The sequence below is a fragment of the Chryseobacterium paludis genome (assembly GCF_025403485.1).
Taxonomy (GTDB): domain Bacteria; phylum Bacteroidota; class Bacteroidia; order Flavobacteriales; family Weeksellaceae; genus Chryseobacterium; species Chryseobacterium paludis.
Genome location: NZ_CP099966.1, coordinates 4,041,916 through 4,057,150, shown reverse-complemented (window position 1 = coordinate 4,057,150; position 15,235 = coordinate 4,041,916). Strand labels below are relative to the sequence as shown.

Below are 15,235 nucleotides of genomic sequence, written 5' to 3'. Positions count from 1 at the left end.
ATTTAACTAATTTGATTTTTTAGATTTGATCATAGCTTCTAAAGCATCCCACATTTCTTGCGGAACATCTTCCAACATATTGAATTCTCCAGCACCTTGAAGCCATTCACCACCATCGATGGTTACTACTTCTCCATTCATATAAGCAGAATAATCTGAAACCAGATAAGCAGCTAAATTAGCCAACTCCTGATGTTCCCCAACTCTCCTTAACGGCACTTTCTTTTTCATATCAAATTTCTCCTGTAGATCTCCGGGAAGTAATCTATCCCAAGCTCCTTTTGTAGGAAATGGTCCTGGAGCAATAGCATTAAATCTGATTCCATATTTTGCCCATTCTACCGCTAAAGATCTGGTCATAGCCAAAACTCCTGCTTTGGCACAGGCTGAAGGAACAACATAAGCTGAACCTGTCCAGGAATACGTCGTCACAATATTTAAAACTGTTCCTGGAGTTTTAGAATCTATCCAATGCTTTCCTATAGAAAGTGTGCAGTTTTTTGTTCCCTTCAAAACAATATCTAAAATAGAATCAAAAGCAGAATGCGTTAATCTCTCTGTTGGTGAAATAAAATTCCCTGCAGCATTGTTCAATAAAATATCAATTCTTCCAAATTCCTTCAGAGTCGCTTCTTTCATCGCTTCCACTTCATCCCAGTTTCTTACATCGCACGCAACACAAAGAACTTTACCTCCTGTTTCATCTTCCAGTTCTTTTGCTGTCCCCTGTAGCTTTTCAAGATTTCTTGAAGTAATAACAACTTTAGCTCCAAGCTCTAGAAAATATTTGGTCATAGCTTTTCCAAGACCACTTCCGCCTCCTGTTACAATAGCTACTTTATCTTTTAATGCGCCTTCACGTAACATTGGTTGTGTATATAAATTCATATAAATTTTATTTTTTCCTAAAAATACTAAATATTGAATTCATGCCATTTAAAATAATGGGATAAATAATAATGTTATAAATAGTTATTCTCTGCTATGTTTAAAAGTCATAGAAGAAAAATGACAATAGCTTACAAGACAAGGCAAAAAAACAACCTTGTCATAAATGGCAAGGTTGTTCTTATGATTATCTTATCGTAAAATGTATTATGAAACCACTACTCCTTTAAATGAAAGTGTTTTAGGAGTTTTGCTTTCGCTTGTTGTAACATTCACCGTTTTCATGAAAGGGCCTGCAGCAGCTGCATTAAAACTGGCTTCTACAAATCCTTTTTTTCCTGGAAGAATTGGAGTTTTAGTATAATCTGCTGTTGTACAACCACATGATGGCGCTACATTTTCAATAACTATTGGCTTTGAAGATGTATTGGTAAATTCAAATCTGATAATCTTTGGTTTTCCTTGCGGAATATTTCCTACATCTATAGATTCTGATTTCCATTTAATTGCATCTGCAATCATTCTTACTATTGAAGTACTTTCAGCAGTAAATACATTTGCATAAAACGGTGAGAATGCCAAAACAGCCAAAAGTGCTGAGATTTTTAATTTTTTCATGAGTATAAATTTTATTTGTTATAAAGATTTAAGGAACCGGTTATTATCTTTTTGTATAGCAAATGTAAAGCGGATTAGCACTACAACTTGTTAACCGCTGTCAAACATTTGTTAACGAGTTGTTAATGATAAAAGATTAATAGATATTTTTGGATAATATTGTTTCAGAAATGAAAATAAAAAAACTTAATATCATTATAACGTTAGGATTCATTGCTATTATCGGAATTTTAATAGCTCAGCTGCTATGGACCCGACAGGCATATAATCTTGAAGATAAAAAATTTAACCAAAAAGTAAATATCGCTTTATTAGAGGTAGCGGAAAAATTGTCTGGTGGAAAGGCTTCTTTCACAGAAAACCCTGTACAGAATATTGCCAATGACTATTACGTGGTCAATACCAATAATGAATTTCACCCTGTCGTTCTGGAACATTACCTTAGAACAGAATTCACCCGTTTTCAAATTAATACCGATTATGTATATGCCCTATACAATTGCCATAGCGATAAAATGATTTATGGGAAATATATGTCGAAAAATCAGGAGAGCCCCAGTGATAAGGTTATTAATTTTCCAAAGCATAAAAATCTTATCTATTATTTTTCCATACGCTTTCCTGATAAAACGACTTATTTAATAAGTTCACTTAGGTTTTGGTATTTACTTACATTTGCTCTTATTATCATTCTCTTGGTATATGTATATTCCATATATACTATTATTGAACAAAAAAAATTCTCAGAACTACAACGTGACTTTATCAATAATATGACCCATGAATTTAAAACACCATTATCTTCTATACTTTTAGCTTCAGAATCTCTCAGTAAGCAAAATATAGTACAGGAAAACCCCAAACTGCAAACTTATACTTCCATCATTATTAATCAAAGCTATAAGCTTAATAGCCATATTGAAAAAATACTGAATATTGCTAAAAATGATTCTTCAGGACTGTCCTTAAAGCCCATAAAAATAATATTACTTCCATTTGTTCAGGAAATTACCAGTACCATACAGCAAAAGAATGAAAATGTTACCATTCATGTAGAAATCGAAAACAGCTTCTCCATAATGGCAGATGAATTTCATTTTACAAATATCATTTACAACATTTTAGATAACTCCATAAAGTATTGTGAAGGAAAACCCCAAATTGTAATTTCAGCATCTAAAGACTCAAAAGGCTTATATTTAAAGTTTAAAGACAATGGAATGGGGATTCCTGCTAAAAATATTTCTGATATTTTTGAAAAGTTTTACAGGGTGAATACAAAAAAGACGGAGGAGATCAATGGTTTTGGATTAGGGTTATTTTATGTAAAAAAAGTAGTCCGGCAACATAACTGGAAAATTTCAGTTGAGAATAATACAGATAAAGGAATTACGGTAACGATCTTTTTCCCATTTTAAATTTAATAATGTGTAGATATGGAGAAATCTAAAATTTTATATGCAGAAGATGACAAAACTATAGCTTTCCTCATCAAGGATAGCCTGGAAAGTTATTATGAAATCTACTGTTATCCTGATGGAAGATCTGCACTTGATGCATTCAATAGCCAGAGTTTTGACATTTGTCTTTTGGATATTATGATGCCAGAACTGAATGGATTTGAAGTAGCCCAGGAAATCCGCAGTAAAAATTCTGAAATCCCCATCATTTTCATTTCTGCAAAAGCTTTAAAAGAAGACCGGATCAAAGGGCTGAAAATTGGTGCTGATGATTATTTGGTAAAACCATTCAGCATAGAGGAATTAATCCTAAAAATTGAAGTTTTCCTGAAACGCACAAAGAAAACAGATACCTCTCAGCTAAAATATAAAGTCGGAAAATATAATTTTGACCCCAAGAACTATACCCTGCAGGATATGGAAAGCAGCATCACGCTTACACAAAGAGAATCTGAACTGCTATTATATTTTATCCGCCACAAAAATGTTGTTCTAAAAAGGCAGGATATCCTTAAAGCGATCTGGGGTGATGATGATTATTTTATGGGACGGAGTCTCGATGTATTTATTTCCAGACTGCGTAAAGTACTTATTGATGAGAAGAATATTTTGATTGAAAATCTACATGGAATAGGTTTCCGTTTTTCTGAAAAAAAATAAATACTTAACGAATTTCATATAAAGTAAGGCAGTAGATAATTACTCTTTGTTTTTTATTTAATTTTATCTTTTTAAAAATTTACCTACCCATGATAAAATCAGGAACTTATCTTTTTGTATTCCTGCTATTTTTTAGCATCAGTTTTAAAGCTCAAAAATTTGAAAAATTAATTCAATATGTCAATCCACTTATCGGAACTGAAAAAATGGGGCACACCTATCCTGGAGCGACAGTTCCATTTGGCTCTGTTCAGTTAAGCCCTGAAACAGATACCATCTCCTATGAACTCAACGGAAAATATAATGGGGAAGTTTACAAATATTGTGCAGGTTATCGCTATGAAGACAAAACAATTGTGGGTTTCAGCTCTACTCATTTTAGCGGAACAGGTCATTCAGATTTAGGAGACTTATTGATGATGCCTACAGTAGGAAAATTACAATTCAATCCTGGAACGGCCTCCAATCCTGAAAGCGGTTACAGAAGTAGATTCTCTCACCAGAACGAAAAAGCAGAAGCTGGTTATTACAAAGTAAAACTTGAAGATCACAATATTTTAGCTGAGCTTACAACAACAACAAGGGTAGGCCTTCAGCGCTATACATTTCCAAAATCAGATCAGGCACACATTATTTTAGACCTGATGGCCGGGATTTATAATTATAATGGTAAAAACGTCTGGACTTATGTCCGTGTAGAAAATGGCCACACCATTACCGGATATAGACAGACCAGTGGTTGGGCAAGGACAAGAACCGTTTATTTTGCCATCCAATTTTCCAAACCTTTTAAATCATACGGTCAAAAAAACTATGATGGCAAGCAGGTTTATGGCGGTTTCTGGAGGAAATTTGACCAGACTAAAAATTTCCCTGAGATCGCCGGAAAAAATCTGAAAATGAATTTTGATTTCGACACGAATGAAAATGAAGCTATTGAAGTAAAATTAGCATTATCCCCTGTCAGTCAAAAAAATGCCATGGACAATCTGGAAAAAGAGGCCGGCAACTTATCTTTCGATCAGGTAAAAGTAAAAGCTCAGGAAAATTGGAACAATGAGTTAAACAAAATTATCGTTAAAGGTTCCGAGACCGAAAAAACAAATTTCTACACGGCAATGTATCATACATTCATTAATCCTACAACTTATATGGATGCCAATGGTGAATACAAAGGTTTGGATCAAAATGTTCATAAAGCGAATGGATTTACCAACTATACTACATTTTCACTTTGGGATACCTACCGAGCCTTACATCCTTTATTTAATATTATTCAGCCCAAACGAAATGATGATATCGTAAAATCTATGATGGCTCATTATGAGCAATTCTCTATGAAAATGCTGCCGATCTGGTCTCATTATGCTAATGAAAACTGGTGTATGAGTGGTTATCACAGTGTGAGTGTAGTGGCAGACGCTATTATCAAAGGAGTTTATACCGGCGATCCTAAAGCTGCATTAAAAGCCTGCGTTGAAACAGCCAACAAAAGAGATTATGAAGGGATAGGACAATATATAGATTTAGGTTATATTCCTGCTGAAAAAAGTGGAACTTCAGTTTCAAACACTTTAGAATATGCTTATGACGATTGGGCAATTGCTCAATTGGCAAAACATTTAGGTGAAACAGAAATTTACGATCAATTTATCAAGCGTTCCGGAAACTGGAAAAATAATTTAGATAAAAACATCGGGTTTATGCGACCTCGTTTAGCAGATGGAAGTTTCAAAAAAGATTTTGACTTACTGAGTACTCACGGGCAAGGATTTATTGAAGGTAACTCATGGAACTACAGCTTCTTCGTTCCCCAAAATCCTGATGAGCTTATTACTCTAATGGGTGGCAAGAAAAAGTTTTCAACAAAACTTGATGAATTATTTAGCATGCATTTACCTGATGAATTTTTTGCCGATACGGAGGATATTACACGTGAAGGAATTATTGGTGGCTATGTTCATGGAAATGAGCCGGCTCATCATGTCGCTTATCTTTATAACTGGGCAGGACAACCTTGGAAAACACAGGCACAGATCCGTCATATTTTAGAAATGCAATATAAAGCTACTCCAGATGGATTAGGAGGAAATGATGATGCCGGGCAGATGAGTGCATGGTATATATTAAGCTCTCTTGGATTCTACCCTGTTGCTCCCGGATCTGAAGATTATGCAATTGGAAGCCCGGCTATAGAACATGCAACACTAAATTTAGAAAACGGAAAAACCTTTGAAATTGAAGCGGTTAATCAAAGTCCAAAGAATGTATATGTAGAAAAGATTGTTTTAAATGGTAAAGAAATAAAGAATTTCATATTGAAACATTCTGATATTACGAGTGGAGGGAAATTGACTTTTTACATGAGCGCGAAAGCGAAGAAATAATTAATATTTATCATTCTCAAAAAACATAAAAGAGGCTGTCTAATAAGACAGCCTCTTCAATTTATTCCTGAATCTCAAAAAGCAAACGCTCCCCGAATTTTTCTTCCGCAATTTTTCCGTTATCATATACCAAATGACCATTTACAAAAGTATGAGTCACTTTAGAATGGAAATTCATGCCTTCCAATGGACTCCATCCACATTTGTACAAGATATTTTCTTTAGCTACCGTCCAATTTTCATTTAAATCAACCAGCACTAAATCTGCTTTATATCCTTCTCTAACAAAACCTCTTTTATCAACTCTGAATAAGATAGCCGGATTATGACACATCTTCTCAACAATCTTTTCTAAAGAAATTTTACCATTCTTAAAATTCTCCAACATTACCGTCAATGAATGTTGAGCCAATGGGGCACCTGAAGGACACTTTGTATATACATTCTGTTTTTCTTCCCAGGTATGTGGAGCATGATCTGTCGCAATCACATCAATTCTGTCATCCAAAAGAGCTTCCCAAAGTCCATCTTTATCTTTCTGCGTTTTTACAGCAGGATTCCACTTTATTAATCCGCCTCTGGTTTCATAATCCTCATTGGTAAAAGTTAAGTGATGTACACAAACTTCGGCTGTTATTTTTTTATCTTTTAAAGGGATATCATTTCTGAAAAGTGCTGTTTCCTTGGCTGTTGAAAGATGAAAAACATGAAGCCTTGCTCCCGTTTTTTGTGCCAGTTCGATCGCTTTGGAAGAAGACTTATAGCAAGCTTCTTCGCTTCTTATTAAATGATGGTATTTTACCGGAATATCTTCACCATATTCATCAAGATACTTTTGAGTATTTGCTCTGATGGTTGCTTCATCTTCACAATGAACGGCTATCAGCATTTTGGTATTGCTGAATATATTCTCTAAAGTTTCAGGGTTATCTACTAACATATTTCCTGTAGAAGAACCTAAAAACAATTTAATCCCCGGAACATTTCTAGGATTGGTTTTTAGAACTTCCTCAAGATTATCATTAGTTCCCCCCATCATAAAGCCATAATTCGCATATGCTTTTTTAGAACCTATCTCATACTTATCAGCTAACAATTCCTGAGTTACAGCGTTTGGAACGGTATTAGGCTGATCGATAAAACTTGTAATACCTCCTGCAATAGCAGATCTGGATTCACTTTCAATATCTCCTTTATGTGTTAATCCTGGTTCACGAAAATGCACCTGATCATCAATCACTCCTGGTAAAAGAAACTTTCCGGAAGCATCAATAACCTGATCAGCATCTTCAGAAATATTGGGCTGTATTTTAGAAATTAAATCATTTTCAATTAAAATATCGCTTTCAAAGATCTTTCCTTCATTAACGATTGTTACATTTTTGATAAGGGTTCTCATTTACTTTTCTTTAGACTTTAGATTCCTTACAAAATTAAGGTTTATGAATGAATTTTAATATCCTTGATAAAAAATCAATTTCTAAATATTTACATTTGCAAGAAATTTCGCATTTTGAAAAAACTTCTTAACGAAACTATTATATATGGAATTGGGGCAATTATGCCGAGAGTGATTGTAGTATTGCTTAATTATTTATTCATAAAACACATCGATGTCAGCGATTTTGCGATCTTCACCAATCTCTATGCATTAATTTCTTTTGTTAATATTGTTCTCTCTTTTGGTTTTGAAACAGCTTATTTTAGATTTTCATCCAATAAAAATGATGAACAAAAAGTTTTTAATACTTCATTTTGGTTTCTAACCGTTTTATCCAGTGTTTTTTTAATATTGGTATTACTTTTTAATCAACCGATTGCGAATGTCTTCGGATACTCTAAAACACCGGAATTTATCCGATGGTTTGCCTGGATCGCATTTTTTGACAACCTACTTGTTATACCTTTAGCTTGGCTGAGATTTAATAATAAACCTATTAAGTATGCAGCAGTAAGAGTAATACAAGCTATTTTCCAGAGCATTTTTGTAATTGCTTTGTTCCTTTATATTCCCGAAGAACTTAGTTTTAAATTTGGTTTAAAAGAAAAAGTAACCTATCCTTTTTACAGTAATCTAGCAGCCAGTTTTTTAGGGTTTATTCTTGTTTTTCCAATTATACTGAAACTTAAATTTCAGTTTTCTAAGGACCTTTTCATTCAAATGATTAAGTACTCGTGGCCAATTATGATCGCGGGATTGGCATTTATGGTGAATGAAAACTTTGACAAGTTTATTCAAAAATTTATTATAGATGATGGAGCGGCCGGAGCTTATGGTGGCTGTTATAAAATGGCAGTATTGATGACTCTCTTTGTAACTGCATATAGAATGGGTATTGAACCTTTTTTCTTTAAACAAATGCAAAATGAAAATGCTAAGCTCACCTACGCAAAGGTAACTGAATATTTTTTTTTCTTTGCTTCTGTTGTTGCTTTAGGAATCATTGCTAATGTATCATGGATAAAGCTTTTGCTGGTACCAAACAGTTCTTACTGGATTGCCATAAATATTATTCCGATTATTGTAATTGCCAATTTATTTTTTGGAATTTATTATAATCTTTCAACATGGTATAAAGTGACCGACAGAACAAGAGTAGGTACCTATATCTCCTGGACAGGTGCTATAATTACCATTGTTTTAAATCTTTTACTTTTACCTAAATATGGTTTTATGGTTTCTGCCTGGGTAACCTTAGCAGCTTACTTTACCATGATGGTGCTATCTTATTTTTTAGGTCAAAAATATTATCCAATTCCATATAGGATGAAGAAAATCTCTTTCTTTATTCTACTTTTGTCCGTATTCAGTTACATGATAGTCAATCTTTTCGATTATAATTTCTGGGTAGGTAACCTTTTATTTTTATCTTATACGGGAATCTTATTGTATACCGAAAAAGATATGTTATTATCAAGAATCAGAAAAGACTAAACTTTGGTCTCTATTTTGATGCTAGTGAATTTGAAAAATTAAACGAATATTTAAAAATAATACGATTACGCATCTAACTGGGTTTTATTATTACCTATAAACCATAAATCAAATAAAAAACAACTAAAATATCCAAATATAATTTATGAAAATTATCGTTCCAATGGCTGGACGTGGTTCCAGATTACGTCCACATACACTTACCGTTCCAAAACCATTAATTCCTATTGCAGGAAAACCTATCGTACAGAGATTGGTAGAAGATATTGCTAAAGTTGCCGGTGAAGACATCGAGGAGGTAGCTTTTATTATCGGAGATTTTGGTGCTGAAATTGAAAAATCCCTGATCCAGATTGCTGAAAAATTAGGCGCAAAAGGAAGTATATATTATCAAAACGACCCTCTTGGGACAGCCCATGCTATTAAGTGTGCAGAAGATTCAATGCAGGGAGATATCGTTATTGCATTTGCAGATACTCTTTTCCGTGCAGATTTTCAATTGGACAAAAATTCAGATGGTGTTATCTGGGTGAAAAGTGTAGAAGATCCTTCAGCATTTGGTGTTGTTAAATTAGATAACTATGGTTTTATCACAGATTTTGTTGAAAAACCTACAACTTTTGTTTCAGATTTAGCAATTATTGGTATTTATTATTTTAACAGTGCTGAAAAATTGATGAGTGAAATCAATTATATCATGGATAATGATATTAAAAATGGTGGAGAATATCAATTGACAACGGCTCTAGAAAATTTAAGAGCAAAAGGAGGTAAATTCAGTCTTGGTAAAGTAAATGACTGGATGGACTGTGGAAATAAAAATGCAACTGTAGAAACCAACAGTAAAATTCTTGAATACGAGAGAGAAGAAATGTCTCACTACCCTGCTTCCGCAGTAATTGAAAATTCTTTAATTATTCAACCTTGTTTTATCGGTGAAAATGTAAAAATTTCCAATTCTAAAGTAGGACCTGGAGTCTCACTTGGAAATAATACAGTCATTGTAAATTCAAATATTGAAAATTCATTGATCCAGGAAAATACAAAGATCAATCACGGAAATCTATCAAATTCTATGATTGGTAATTCGGCACAGTATTTCGGAGTAGCAAGGGAAATTTCGTTAGGTGATTATTCTGTTTTAGATTTTTTATCTAAATAGTTAAAAACTGACATTAATAAATAAAAATATATTCAAACCACACAAAATGTTTTGTGTGGTTTGGCGTTAATATTGCAAAGTAATATTTTAATCGAAAAGATAAATACATGAAAAATTGGGTTCCATTACTTTTATTACTTCTCGTTTTGTCATCTTGTAAAACTCGGAACGTTGCTAAAAATAATAATAGCAATGCTAAAGACAGTATTGTCATAGAAAACAACAACAATCCAAAAGATGTAAATGAACCTGTAAGAGATAAATTTACATTCTATGAACATGTAGTGATCCCACCAAAATTTGATCAGATTAAGATCAACAGTAAAGTAAATGTAGAGACAGGAAGTTTTGTACCGACACTTGACGCGACCATCTATATCGAAAATAATAAAAAAGTGTGGATGAATTTATCTGCATTGTTTATTAATGTTGCCAGAGGAACAGCAACACCTGAAGGCGTAAAAGGATTTGACAGAACCAGCAAATCATATATCGATTCTGATTTTGAATATCTCAATCATTTATTGAACGTTAATTTCATCGATTATAAATCTTTGGAGAAAATATTAATGGGTAGAACTTTTATAAAAATTAATGATTCTCAATTCAATCTTACAAAAAATGCTCAGGGCTATCAACTGGTATCGACTGTAAATCAGAAAATCGTAACAGAAGAAAAGACCAGAGAATATAAAATTTCATTGCAGTATGATGAAAATTACGATCTTTTGAGTGTTCATCTTAAGGATGTCTTATCACCGGATGAGCTAGAAATCTCTTATAGCAATTGGGGGGAATATAATGAAATTCGTCTACCAAAAAATGTTAAAATAATTATAAAAGGTTCAAAAACAAGTCAGATTTTACTAGAAAATACGAAATTTGATTTTTCGAAGATGGAGGCGGCCTATTCAGTCCCAGCCAATTATAAGAAAATTGAAATTAAATGATTAAAAAATTTAGCTTTTTAATAGGTATTTTATTGTTCGGATTGCACAATGGGCAACAAAACAAGGAACAATTGCAGAAGCAAAATGCTGAACTTAAAAAACAAATCACCCAAATAAATTCAGATCTAGCTAAAACAAGAAACGAATCCAAGCTTTCTATAGCATATCTTACCAATATTAATAAAAAACTGGCTTTAAGAGAAAAAGTTTATTCTAATACTCAAAAGGAAAAAAGATTTATAGAAGACGACATTTATCTGCGTCAGTTGGAAATCAACCGTCAGAACAAAGAACTAGCCGTTTTAAGAAAGAATTACGCTGAAGTTTTGGTAAACGCCTATAAAAATAAAGGAGTACAAAATAAAGTCACCTTTATTCTTTCTGCCAAAAATTTAGGCGAGGCAATTCGAAGAGTCCAATATCTTAAAGAATACTCCGATTATCAGGATAAAAAAGCAGCCGAAATTACAGATGCCGCCACTCAGATCAAAAAAACAATTGCTCAGAGACAAAAATCTGTGGTGGATAAAGAGCACCTCTTGGTTAACCAACAAAAAGATTTAACAACAATAAATGTTGAACGTGCACAGAAAGAACAGCTTGTTCAGGAATTTAAGAAAAATGAATCTAAATTAACCGGTGAGCTTAAACAGAAACAAGTACAATCAAAAGCACTTGAAGGACAGATCAGAAGTATTATTCTTGAGGAGATCAGAATTGCCAAAGCTGAAGAAGAAGCAAGAAGAAAAGCTGAAGCAGAGAAAATACGTTTAGCCAAGATCGCTGCAGAAAGAGAGAAAGCAAGAATTGAAGCTGAAAACAGAGCTAGAGCTGAAGCGTTGGAAAGAGAAAGAAAATTAGCTGAAGCTGAAGCTAAAAAGGCTACAGAATTAGCTGCAAAAAGAGCGGAAGAAGAGAGAAAACGAACAGAAGAAGCTGCACGTGCAGAATCCAATGCAAAGGATGAAGCAAGAAAAATAGCGGCTGCGAAAGCTTCATCAGAAGCGAATGCAAGAGCAAGAGAAGCAACCAATAAATTAACAGCTGCAAAAGCTGCAGAGGCAGCATTGGAAAAGAGAAAAGATGATGAGAAAAAAGCTGCAGAATCTAAAGCTATGACAAGTTTTGGGGTTTCTACAGCCGCTGGAAATAATTTTGCTGAAAACAGAGGTAAGCTAGGCTTCCCGGTTGATAAAGGCCAAGTTACCCATCGCTTCGGTAGACATCCTCATCCTGTTTTTAAAAATATTGATGAAGAAAATAATGGAATTAAGATTTCCGTTCCGTCTGGCACTCGTGCTAAATCCGTATTCCCAGGCACCGTTTCTTCAGTTATCGCAAGTAGTGACGGTACAAAAACGGTCATGATAAAACATGGAAATTATTTTACAATATATTCTAATTTAGGAGGTGTAAATGTTTCTAAAGGACAGCAGGTCTCTGCAGGTACTATTGTAGGTACTGTAGGACAGGATTTTGATGGCTCTTATACTCTTGATTTCCAGGTATGGAACGGCAGTACACCAGTCGACCCATTAGGGTGGGTTTCTTATTAAAAAAAGACTAACTTTGTAAAAAATTTAGAAATGGAAACATTAACAATACTTGCCTTATCATGGCAACATATCCTTATCGTGGCAATCCTTCTTGTTTTACTTTTCGGAGGTAAAAAAATTCCGGAATTAATGAGAGGTGTGGGATCAGGTATCAAGGAATTTAAAGATGCAGTAAAAGAGGAGGATAAAAATCCGACTGAAAATAAAAACTCTTCGACAAATAACCCATCTAGCAACTAAAATTCTTCAGAATTAATGAATTTCACAGAGACTGCATGGAAAGTCTTCAATCAATCTATTGAAGACTACCACGTATTTGATGACGTTAACAATCTAATTAATAATCCTTTCGAAAAAGACAGTTTGGAACGAATTTTGTACGCAAAGAACTGGATTGATACCGTTCAATGGCATTTGGAAGATATTATTAGAGATGAAAATATTAATCCGGTTGAAGCTCTTCAATTAAAGAGAACAATAGACGCTTCTAATCAGCAAAGAACTGATTTAGTGGAATTTATTGACAGCTGGTTTCTTAATAAATTTAAAAATATAACTCCTAAACCGCATGCAAAGATAAATACAGAAACACCCGCTTGGGCTGTAGACAGATTATCAATACTTGCACTAAAGGTTTATCATATGTCACTAGAAGCGAATAGAGAATCTGCTTCTGAAGAGCATCGTTTAAATTGCCAGGCAAAATTAGATGTGCTTCTTATACAGAAAGAAGACCTATCAACTTCTATTAATCAGTTGCTTACTGATATTGAAAACGGTGATGTTAAGATGAAAGTATACAAACAAATGAAAATGTATAACGATGAAAGTCTTAACCCAATCCTTTATCAAAAGGGGCAACAAAAATGAAAAGATTATTTTTTTTTGGAATACTGTTTATACTAACTTCTTCTTGTGCATCGGAAAAATTAAATTTTTCTCCGTTGTCAAGTAATTTTTATAGTGAAGCAAAAGGTTCAGATTCTGATAGAGGACTCAAGAAAAGCATAGACATTAATATCAAAGAAAATGTAAATGCCTCTGAAATATCTAATTTAATTTCCACCTTTCCTAAATTTAAAAACATTAATGTAAACGAAGAAGTAGTTTCACTGAAGTACAGCTTGCAGAATTATTTATATGCAATAGATGCCAATAATGTTGCAGGAAAGAACAGAGCTGTTAAAAGCTTTGAAAAATCTTATAAAAAAATTCAGAAACTAAGACAGAACCTTCCAAAAGATGATGACGAAATACTCAACAGATATCTGGTAAGATTGAAAACCAATATTTCTGTGATCGAGGATGCTATAAAAGGAAATTAAAAAACGACTACCTTATTAATGATTAAAATTCAAGCGGAAGCAAACGTTCCTACGGAACATGGAACTTTCCGAATGATCGCTTTCTCTGAAAACGAAAATGACTGGATGCCTCATATGGCAATCATCGCTGAAAACACAGACTTTTCAAAACCAGTCAATGTACGTTTCCACTCAGAATGTATTACCGGTGAAGTGTTCCATTCAAAAAAATGTGAATGTGGGCAGCAATTAGATGCTGCAATGAAATATATCCATGAAAATGGGGGGATTATTATTTATCTTCGTCAGGAAGGAAGAAATATTGGGATTATTAATAAGTTAAAGGCTTATTCTCTACAGGAAAAAGGATTTGATACTGTAGAAGCCAATTTACAGCTTGGCCTTCCCGCAGATGACAGAAATTTCAATGTAGCCATTGAAATTTTAAATGTCCTGGAGGTAAAAGATATTAATCTCCTAACGAATAATCCTGAAAAGGTAAAATATGTTACAGAAAGTAATATACACCTTAACTCAAGGATTCCTTTACAAATCCCTGCTAATGACATTAGCAGAGGCTACCTACAGACAAAAAAAGATTATTTTGGTCATCTACTGGATGACAATGATAATTAAGATACAAACAAAAGGCTTCGGAATAAATTCCGAAGCCTTTTTTAATTATAAAAAACTGAAAAGATATTATTCTAATTCTTAGTCTTTATTTTAGACTCATCAATATTGTAATATTTAATTACACTATAGTAATCATTGTAATCCACTGGAGCCGAAGCTTTACTACTTGTTTTAGCAGATCCTGTATTAGCAGGTAATATTACCACTCTAAATCTTTTATTCGTGTAATACGTTGAATTTCCACTTGCGCTTAAATTCAATGTAGAATTTACGTTAATACCAATATCAAACTTACTGAAGTCAAATGAATAATCTACCGCAACATTGTTATTAGTAAAGAAAGTATAAGGAAGCAATCTCCAGATTGGAGAGTTATTATTCGTAAGACCTGTTTGCAAATAAATAAGAACAACATCAGATTGTACTAATGGATTGGTAAATGCATCTGAATACTGATATAAATTATCATTTGTTCTCGTGAAAGTCGGCGTAATATCAAAAGCTGTACCTACCGTATCATGATCTTCAAAATTGTTATTATCATCATCTTTATCACAGCTAAAAATAAATAAGCTGACAAAAGCTAATAGGAGGATTGGAAGAAATTTTTTCATTTTTATAAAAGTTTTAATTATTATTTATAAAGCACATCCAAAACATATACCAAAAAACTTAAAAA

General features: G+C 33.4%; 15 protein-coding genes. 11 read left to right on the top strand and 4 right to left on the bottom strand.

What is annotated here, in order from left to right; genetic code table 11:
• Positions 1–6 precede the first annotated feature (6 nt).
• Together NG806_RS18430 and NG806_RS18425 are read right to left on the bottom strand one after the other, a co-directional pair.
• Entirely contained in the window at positions 7–888 is an 882-nt protein-coding gene (locus NG806_RS18430) for an SDR family oxidoreductase (RefSeq protein WP_214831235.1), read from the bottom strand.
• Between the two features lie 207 nt (positions 889–1,095).
• Complete coding sequence (locus tag NG806_RS18425; protein WP_214831234.1) at positions 1,096–1,506, bottom strand: DUF1573 domain-containing protein; 411 nt, start codon at positions 1,504–1,506, stop codon at positions 1,096–1,098.
• Positions 1,507–1,676: 170 nt separating this feature from the next.
• Between NG806_RS18425 and NG806_RS18420 the strand changes: the two genes are divergently transcribed.
• The 3 genes from NG806_RS18420 (at position 1,677) to NG806_RS18410 (ending at position 6,013) form a co-directional block, all read left to right on the top strand.
• Entirely contained in the window at positions 1,677–2,924 is a 1,248-nt protein-coding gene (locus NG806_RS18420) for a sensor histidine kinase (protein WP_261510992.1), read from the top strand.
• 18 nt (positions 2,925–2,942) lie between these two features.
• Positions 2,943–3,626, top strand: coding sequence for a response regulator transcription factor (locus tag NG806_RS18415; RefSeq protein ID WP_261510991.1), 684 nt, complete (start codon positions 2,943–2,945; stop codon positions 3,624–3,626).
• 89 nt (positions 3,627–3,715) lie between these two features.
• Complete coding sequence (locus NG806_RS18410; protein WP_261510990.1) at positions 3,716–6,013, top strand: GH92 family glycosyl hydrolase; 2,298 nt, start codon at positions 3,716–3,718, stop codon at positions 6,011–6,013.
• A 61-nt stretch (positions 6,014–6,074) separates the two neighbouring features.
• Here the strand turns inward: NG806_RS18410 and NG806_RS18405 are convergent, their stop codons facing one another.
• The gene (locus NG806_RS18405; protein WP_261510989.1) at positions 6,075–7,412 is read right to left on the bottom strand and encodes a dihydroorotase; all 1,338 of its coding nucleotides are present in this window, start codon (positions 7,410–7,412) and stop codon (positions 6,075–6,077) included.
• A gap of 114 nt (positions 7,413–7,526) precedes the next feature.
• Between NG806_RS18405 and NG806_RS18400 the strand changes: the two genes are divergently transcribed.
• The 8 genes from NG806_RS18400 to ribA all read left to right on the top strand — a co-directional run bounded on the left by NG806_RS18400 (position 7,527) and on the right by ribA (position 14,556).
• Complete coding sequence (locus tag NG806_RS18400) at positions 7,527–8,948, top strand: lipopolysaccharide biosynthesis protein (RefSeq protein WP_261510988.1); 1,422 nt, start codon at positions 7,527–7,529, stop codon at positions 8,946–8,948.
• A 145-nt stretch (positions 8,949–9,093) separates the two neighbouring features.
• Positions 9,094–10,110, top strand: a complete 1,017-nt coding sequence (locus NG806_RS18395) for a sugar phosphate nucleotidyltransferase (protein WP_214831228.1) — start codon at positions 9,094–9,096, stop codon at positions 10,108–10,110.
• A 107-nt stretch (positions 10,111–10,217) separates the two neighbouring features.
• Positions 10,218–11,060 (top strand): DUF4292 domain-containing protein, encoded by an 843-nt coding sequence (locus NG806_RS18390; RefSeq protein ID WP_214831227.1) that lies wholly within the window; start codon positions 10,218–10,220, stop codon positions 11,058–11,060.
• Positions 11,057–12,616, top strand: coding sequence for a peptidoglycan DD-metalloendopeptidase family protein (locus NG806_RS18385; RefSeq protein WP_214831226.1), 1,560 nt, complete (start codon positions 11,057–11,059; stop codon positions 12,614–12,616). Before NG806_RS18390 ends, NG806_RS18385 begins: the two co-directional genes overlap by 4 nt.
• A gap of 30 nt (positions 12,617–12,646) precedes the next feature.
• A complete protein-coding gene (locus NG806_RS18380) occupies positions 12,647–12,856 on the top strand; it encodes a twin-arginine translocase TatA/TatE family subunit (RefSeq protein WP_172284324.1) in 210 nt (69 codons plus the stop codon).
• Positions 12,857–12,871: 15 nt separating this feature from the next.
• Positions 12,872–13,486: a DUF4254 domain-containing protein gene (locus NG806_RS18375; protein WP_214831225.1), complete on the top strand. Its 615-nt coding sequence runs from the start codon at positions 12,872–12,874 to the stop codon at positions 13,484–13,486.
• Positions 13,483–13,941: a hypothetical protein gene (locus NG806_RS18370; RefSeq protein ID WP_214831224.1), complete on the top strand. Its 459-nt coding sequence runs from the start codon at positions 13,483–13,485 to the stop codon at positions 13,939–13,941. The genes NG806_RS18375 and NG806_RS18370 overlap by 4 nt, the downstream gene beginning before the upstream one ends.
• Before the next feature lie 18 nt (positions 13,942–13,959).
• Positions 13,960–14,556: a GTP cyclohydrolase II gene (ribA, locus tag NG806_RS18365; RefSeq protein WP_214831223.1), complete on the top strand. Its 597-nt coding sequence runs from the start codon at positions 13,960–13,962 to the stop codon at positions 14,554–14,556.
• A 71-nt stretch (positions 14,557–14,627) separates the two neighbouring features.
• Here ribA and NG806_RS18360 read toward each other — a convergent pair whose 3' ends face one another.
• Positions 14,628–15,170 carry a hypothetical protein gene (locus NG806_RS18360; protein ID WP_261510987.1) on the bottom strand — a complete coding sequence of 181 codons (543 nt, stop codon included), beginning with the start codon at positions 15,168–15,170 and terminating at the stop codon, positions 14,628–14,630.
• Positions 15,171–15,235 lie beyond the last annotated feature (65 nt).

Coding starts and splice junctions, on each gene's coding strand:
- NG806_RS18430 (WP_214831235.1), bottom strand. CDS start 888: ATGAATTTATATACACAACCAATGTTACGTGAAGGCGCATTAAAAGAT.
- NG806_RS18425 (WP_214831234.1), bottom strand. CDS start 1,506: ATGAAAAAATTAAAAATCTCAGCACTTTTGGCTGTTTTGGCATTCTCA.
- NG806_RS18420 (WP_261510992.1), top strand. CDS start 1,677: ATGAAAATAAAAAAACTTAATATCATTATAACGTTAGGATTCATTGCT.
- NG806_RS18415 (WP_261510991.1), top strand. CDS start 2,943: ATGGAGAAATCTAAAATTTTATATGCAGAAGATGACAAAACTATAGCT.
- NG806_RS18410 (WP_261510990.1), top strand. CDS start 3,716: ATGATAAAATCAGGAACTTATCTTTTTGTATTCCTGCTATTTTTTAGC.
- NG806_RS18405 (WP_261510989.1), bottom strand. CDS start 7,412: ATGAGAACCCTTATCAAAAATGTAACAATCGTTAATGAAGGAAAGATC.
- NG806_RS18395 (WP_214831228.1), top strand. CDS start 9,094: ATGAAAATTATCGTTCCAATGGCTGGACGTGGTTCCAGATTACGTCCA.
- NG806_RS18390 (WP_214831227.1), top strand. CDS start 10,218: ATGAAAAATTGGGTTCCATTACTTTTATTACTTCTCGTTTTGTCATCT.
- NG806_RS18385 (WP_214831226.1), top strand. CDS start 11,057: ATGATTAAAAAATTTAGCTTTTTAATAGGTATTTTATTGTTCGGATTG.
- NG806_RS18380 (WP_172284324.1), top strand. CDS start 12,647: ATGGAAACATTAACAATACTTGCCTTATCATGGCAACATATCCTTATC.
- NG806_RS18375 (WP_214831225.1), top strand. CDS start 12,872: ATGAATTTCACAGAGACTGCATGGAAAGTCTTCAATCAATCTATTGAA.
- NG806_RS18370 (WP_214831224.1), top strand. CDS start 13,483: ATGAAAAGATTATTTTTTTTTGGAATACTGTTTATACTAACTTCTTCT.
- ribA (WP_214831223.1), top strand. CDS start 13,960: ATGATTAAAATTCAAGCGGAAGCAAACGTTCCTACGGAACATGGAACT.
- NG806_RS18360 (WP_261510987.1), bottom strand. CDS start 15,170: ATGAAAAAATTTCTTCCAATCCTCCTATTAGCTTTTGTCAGCTTATTT.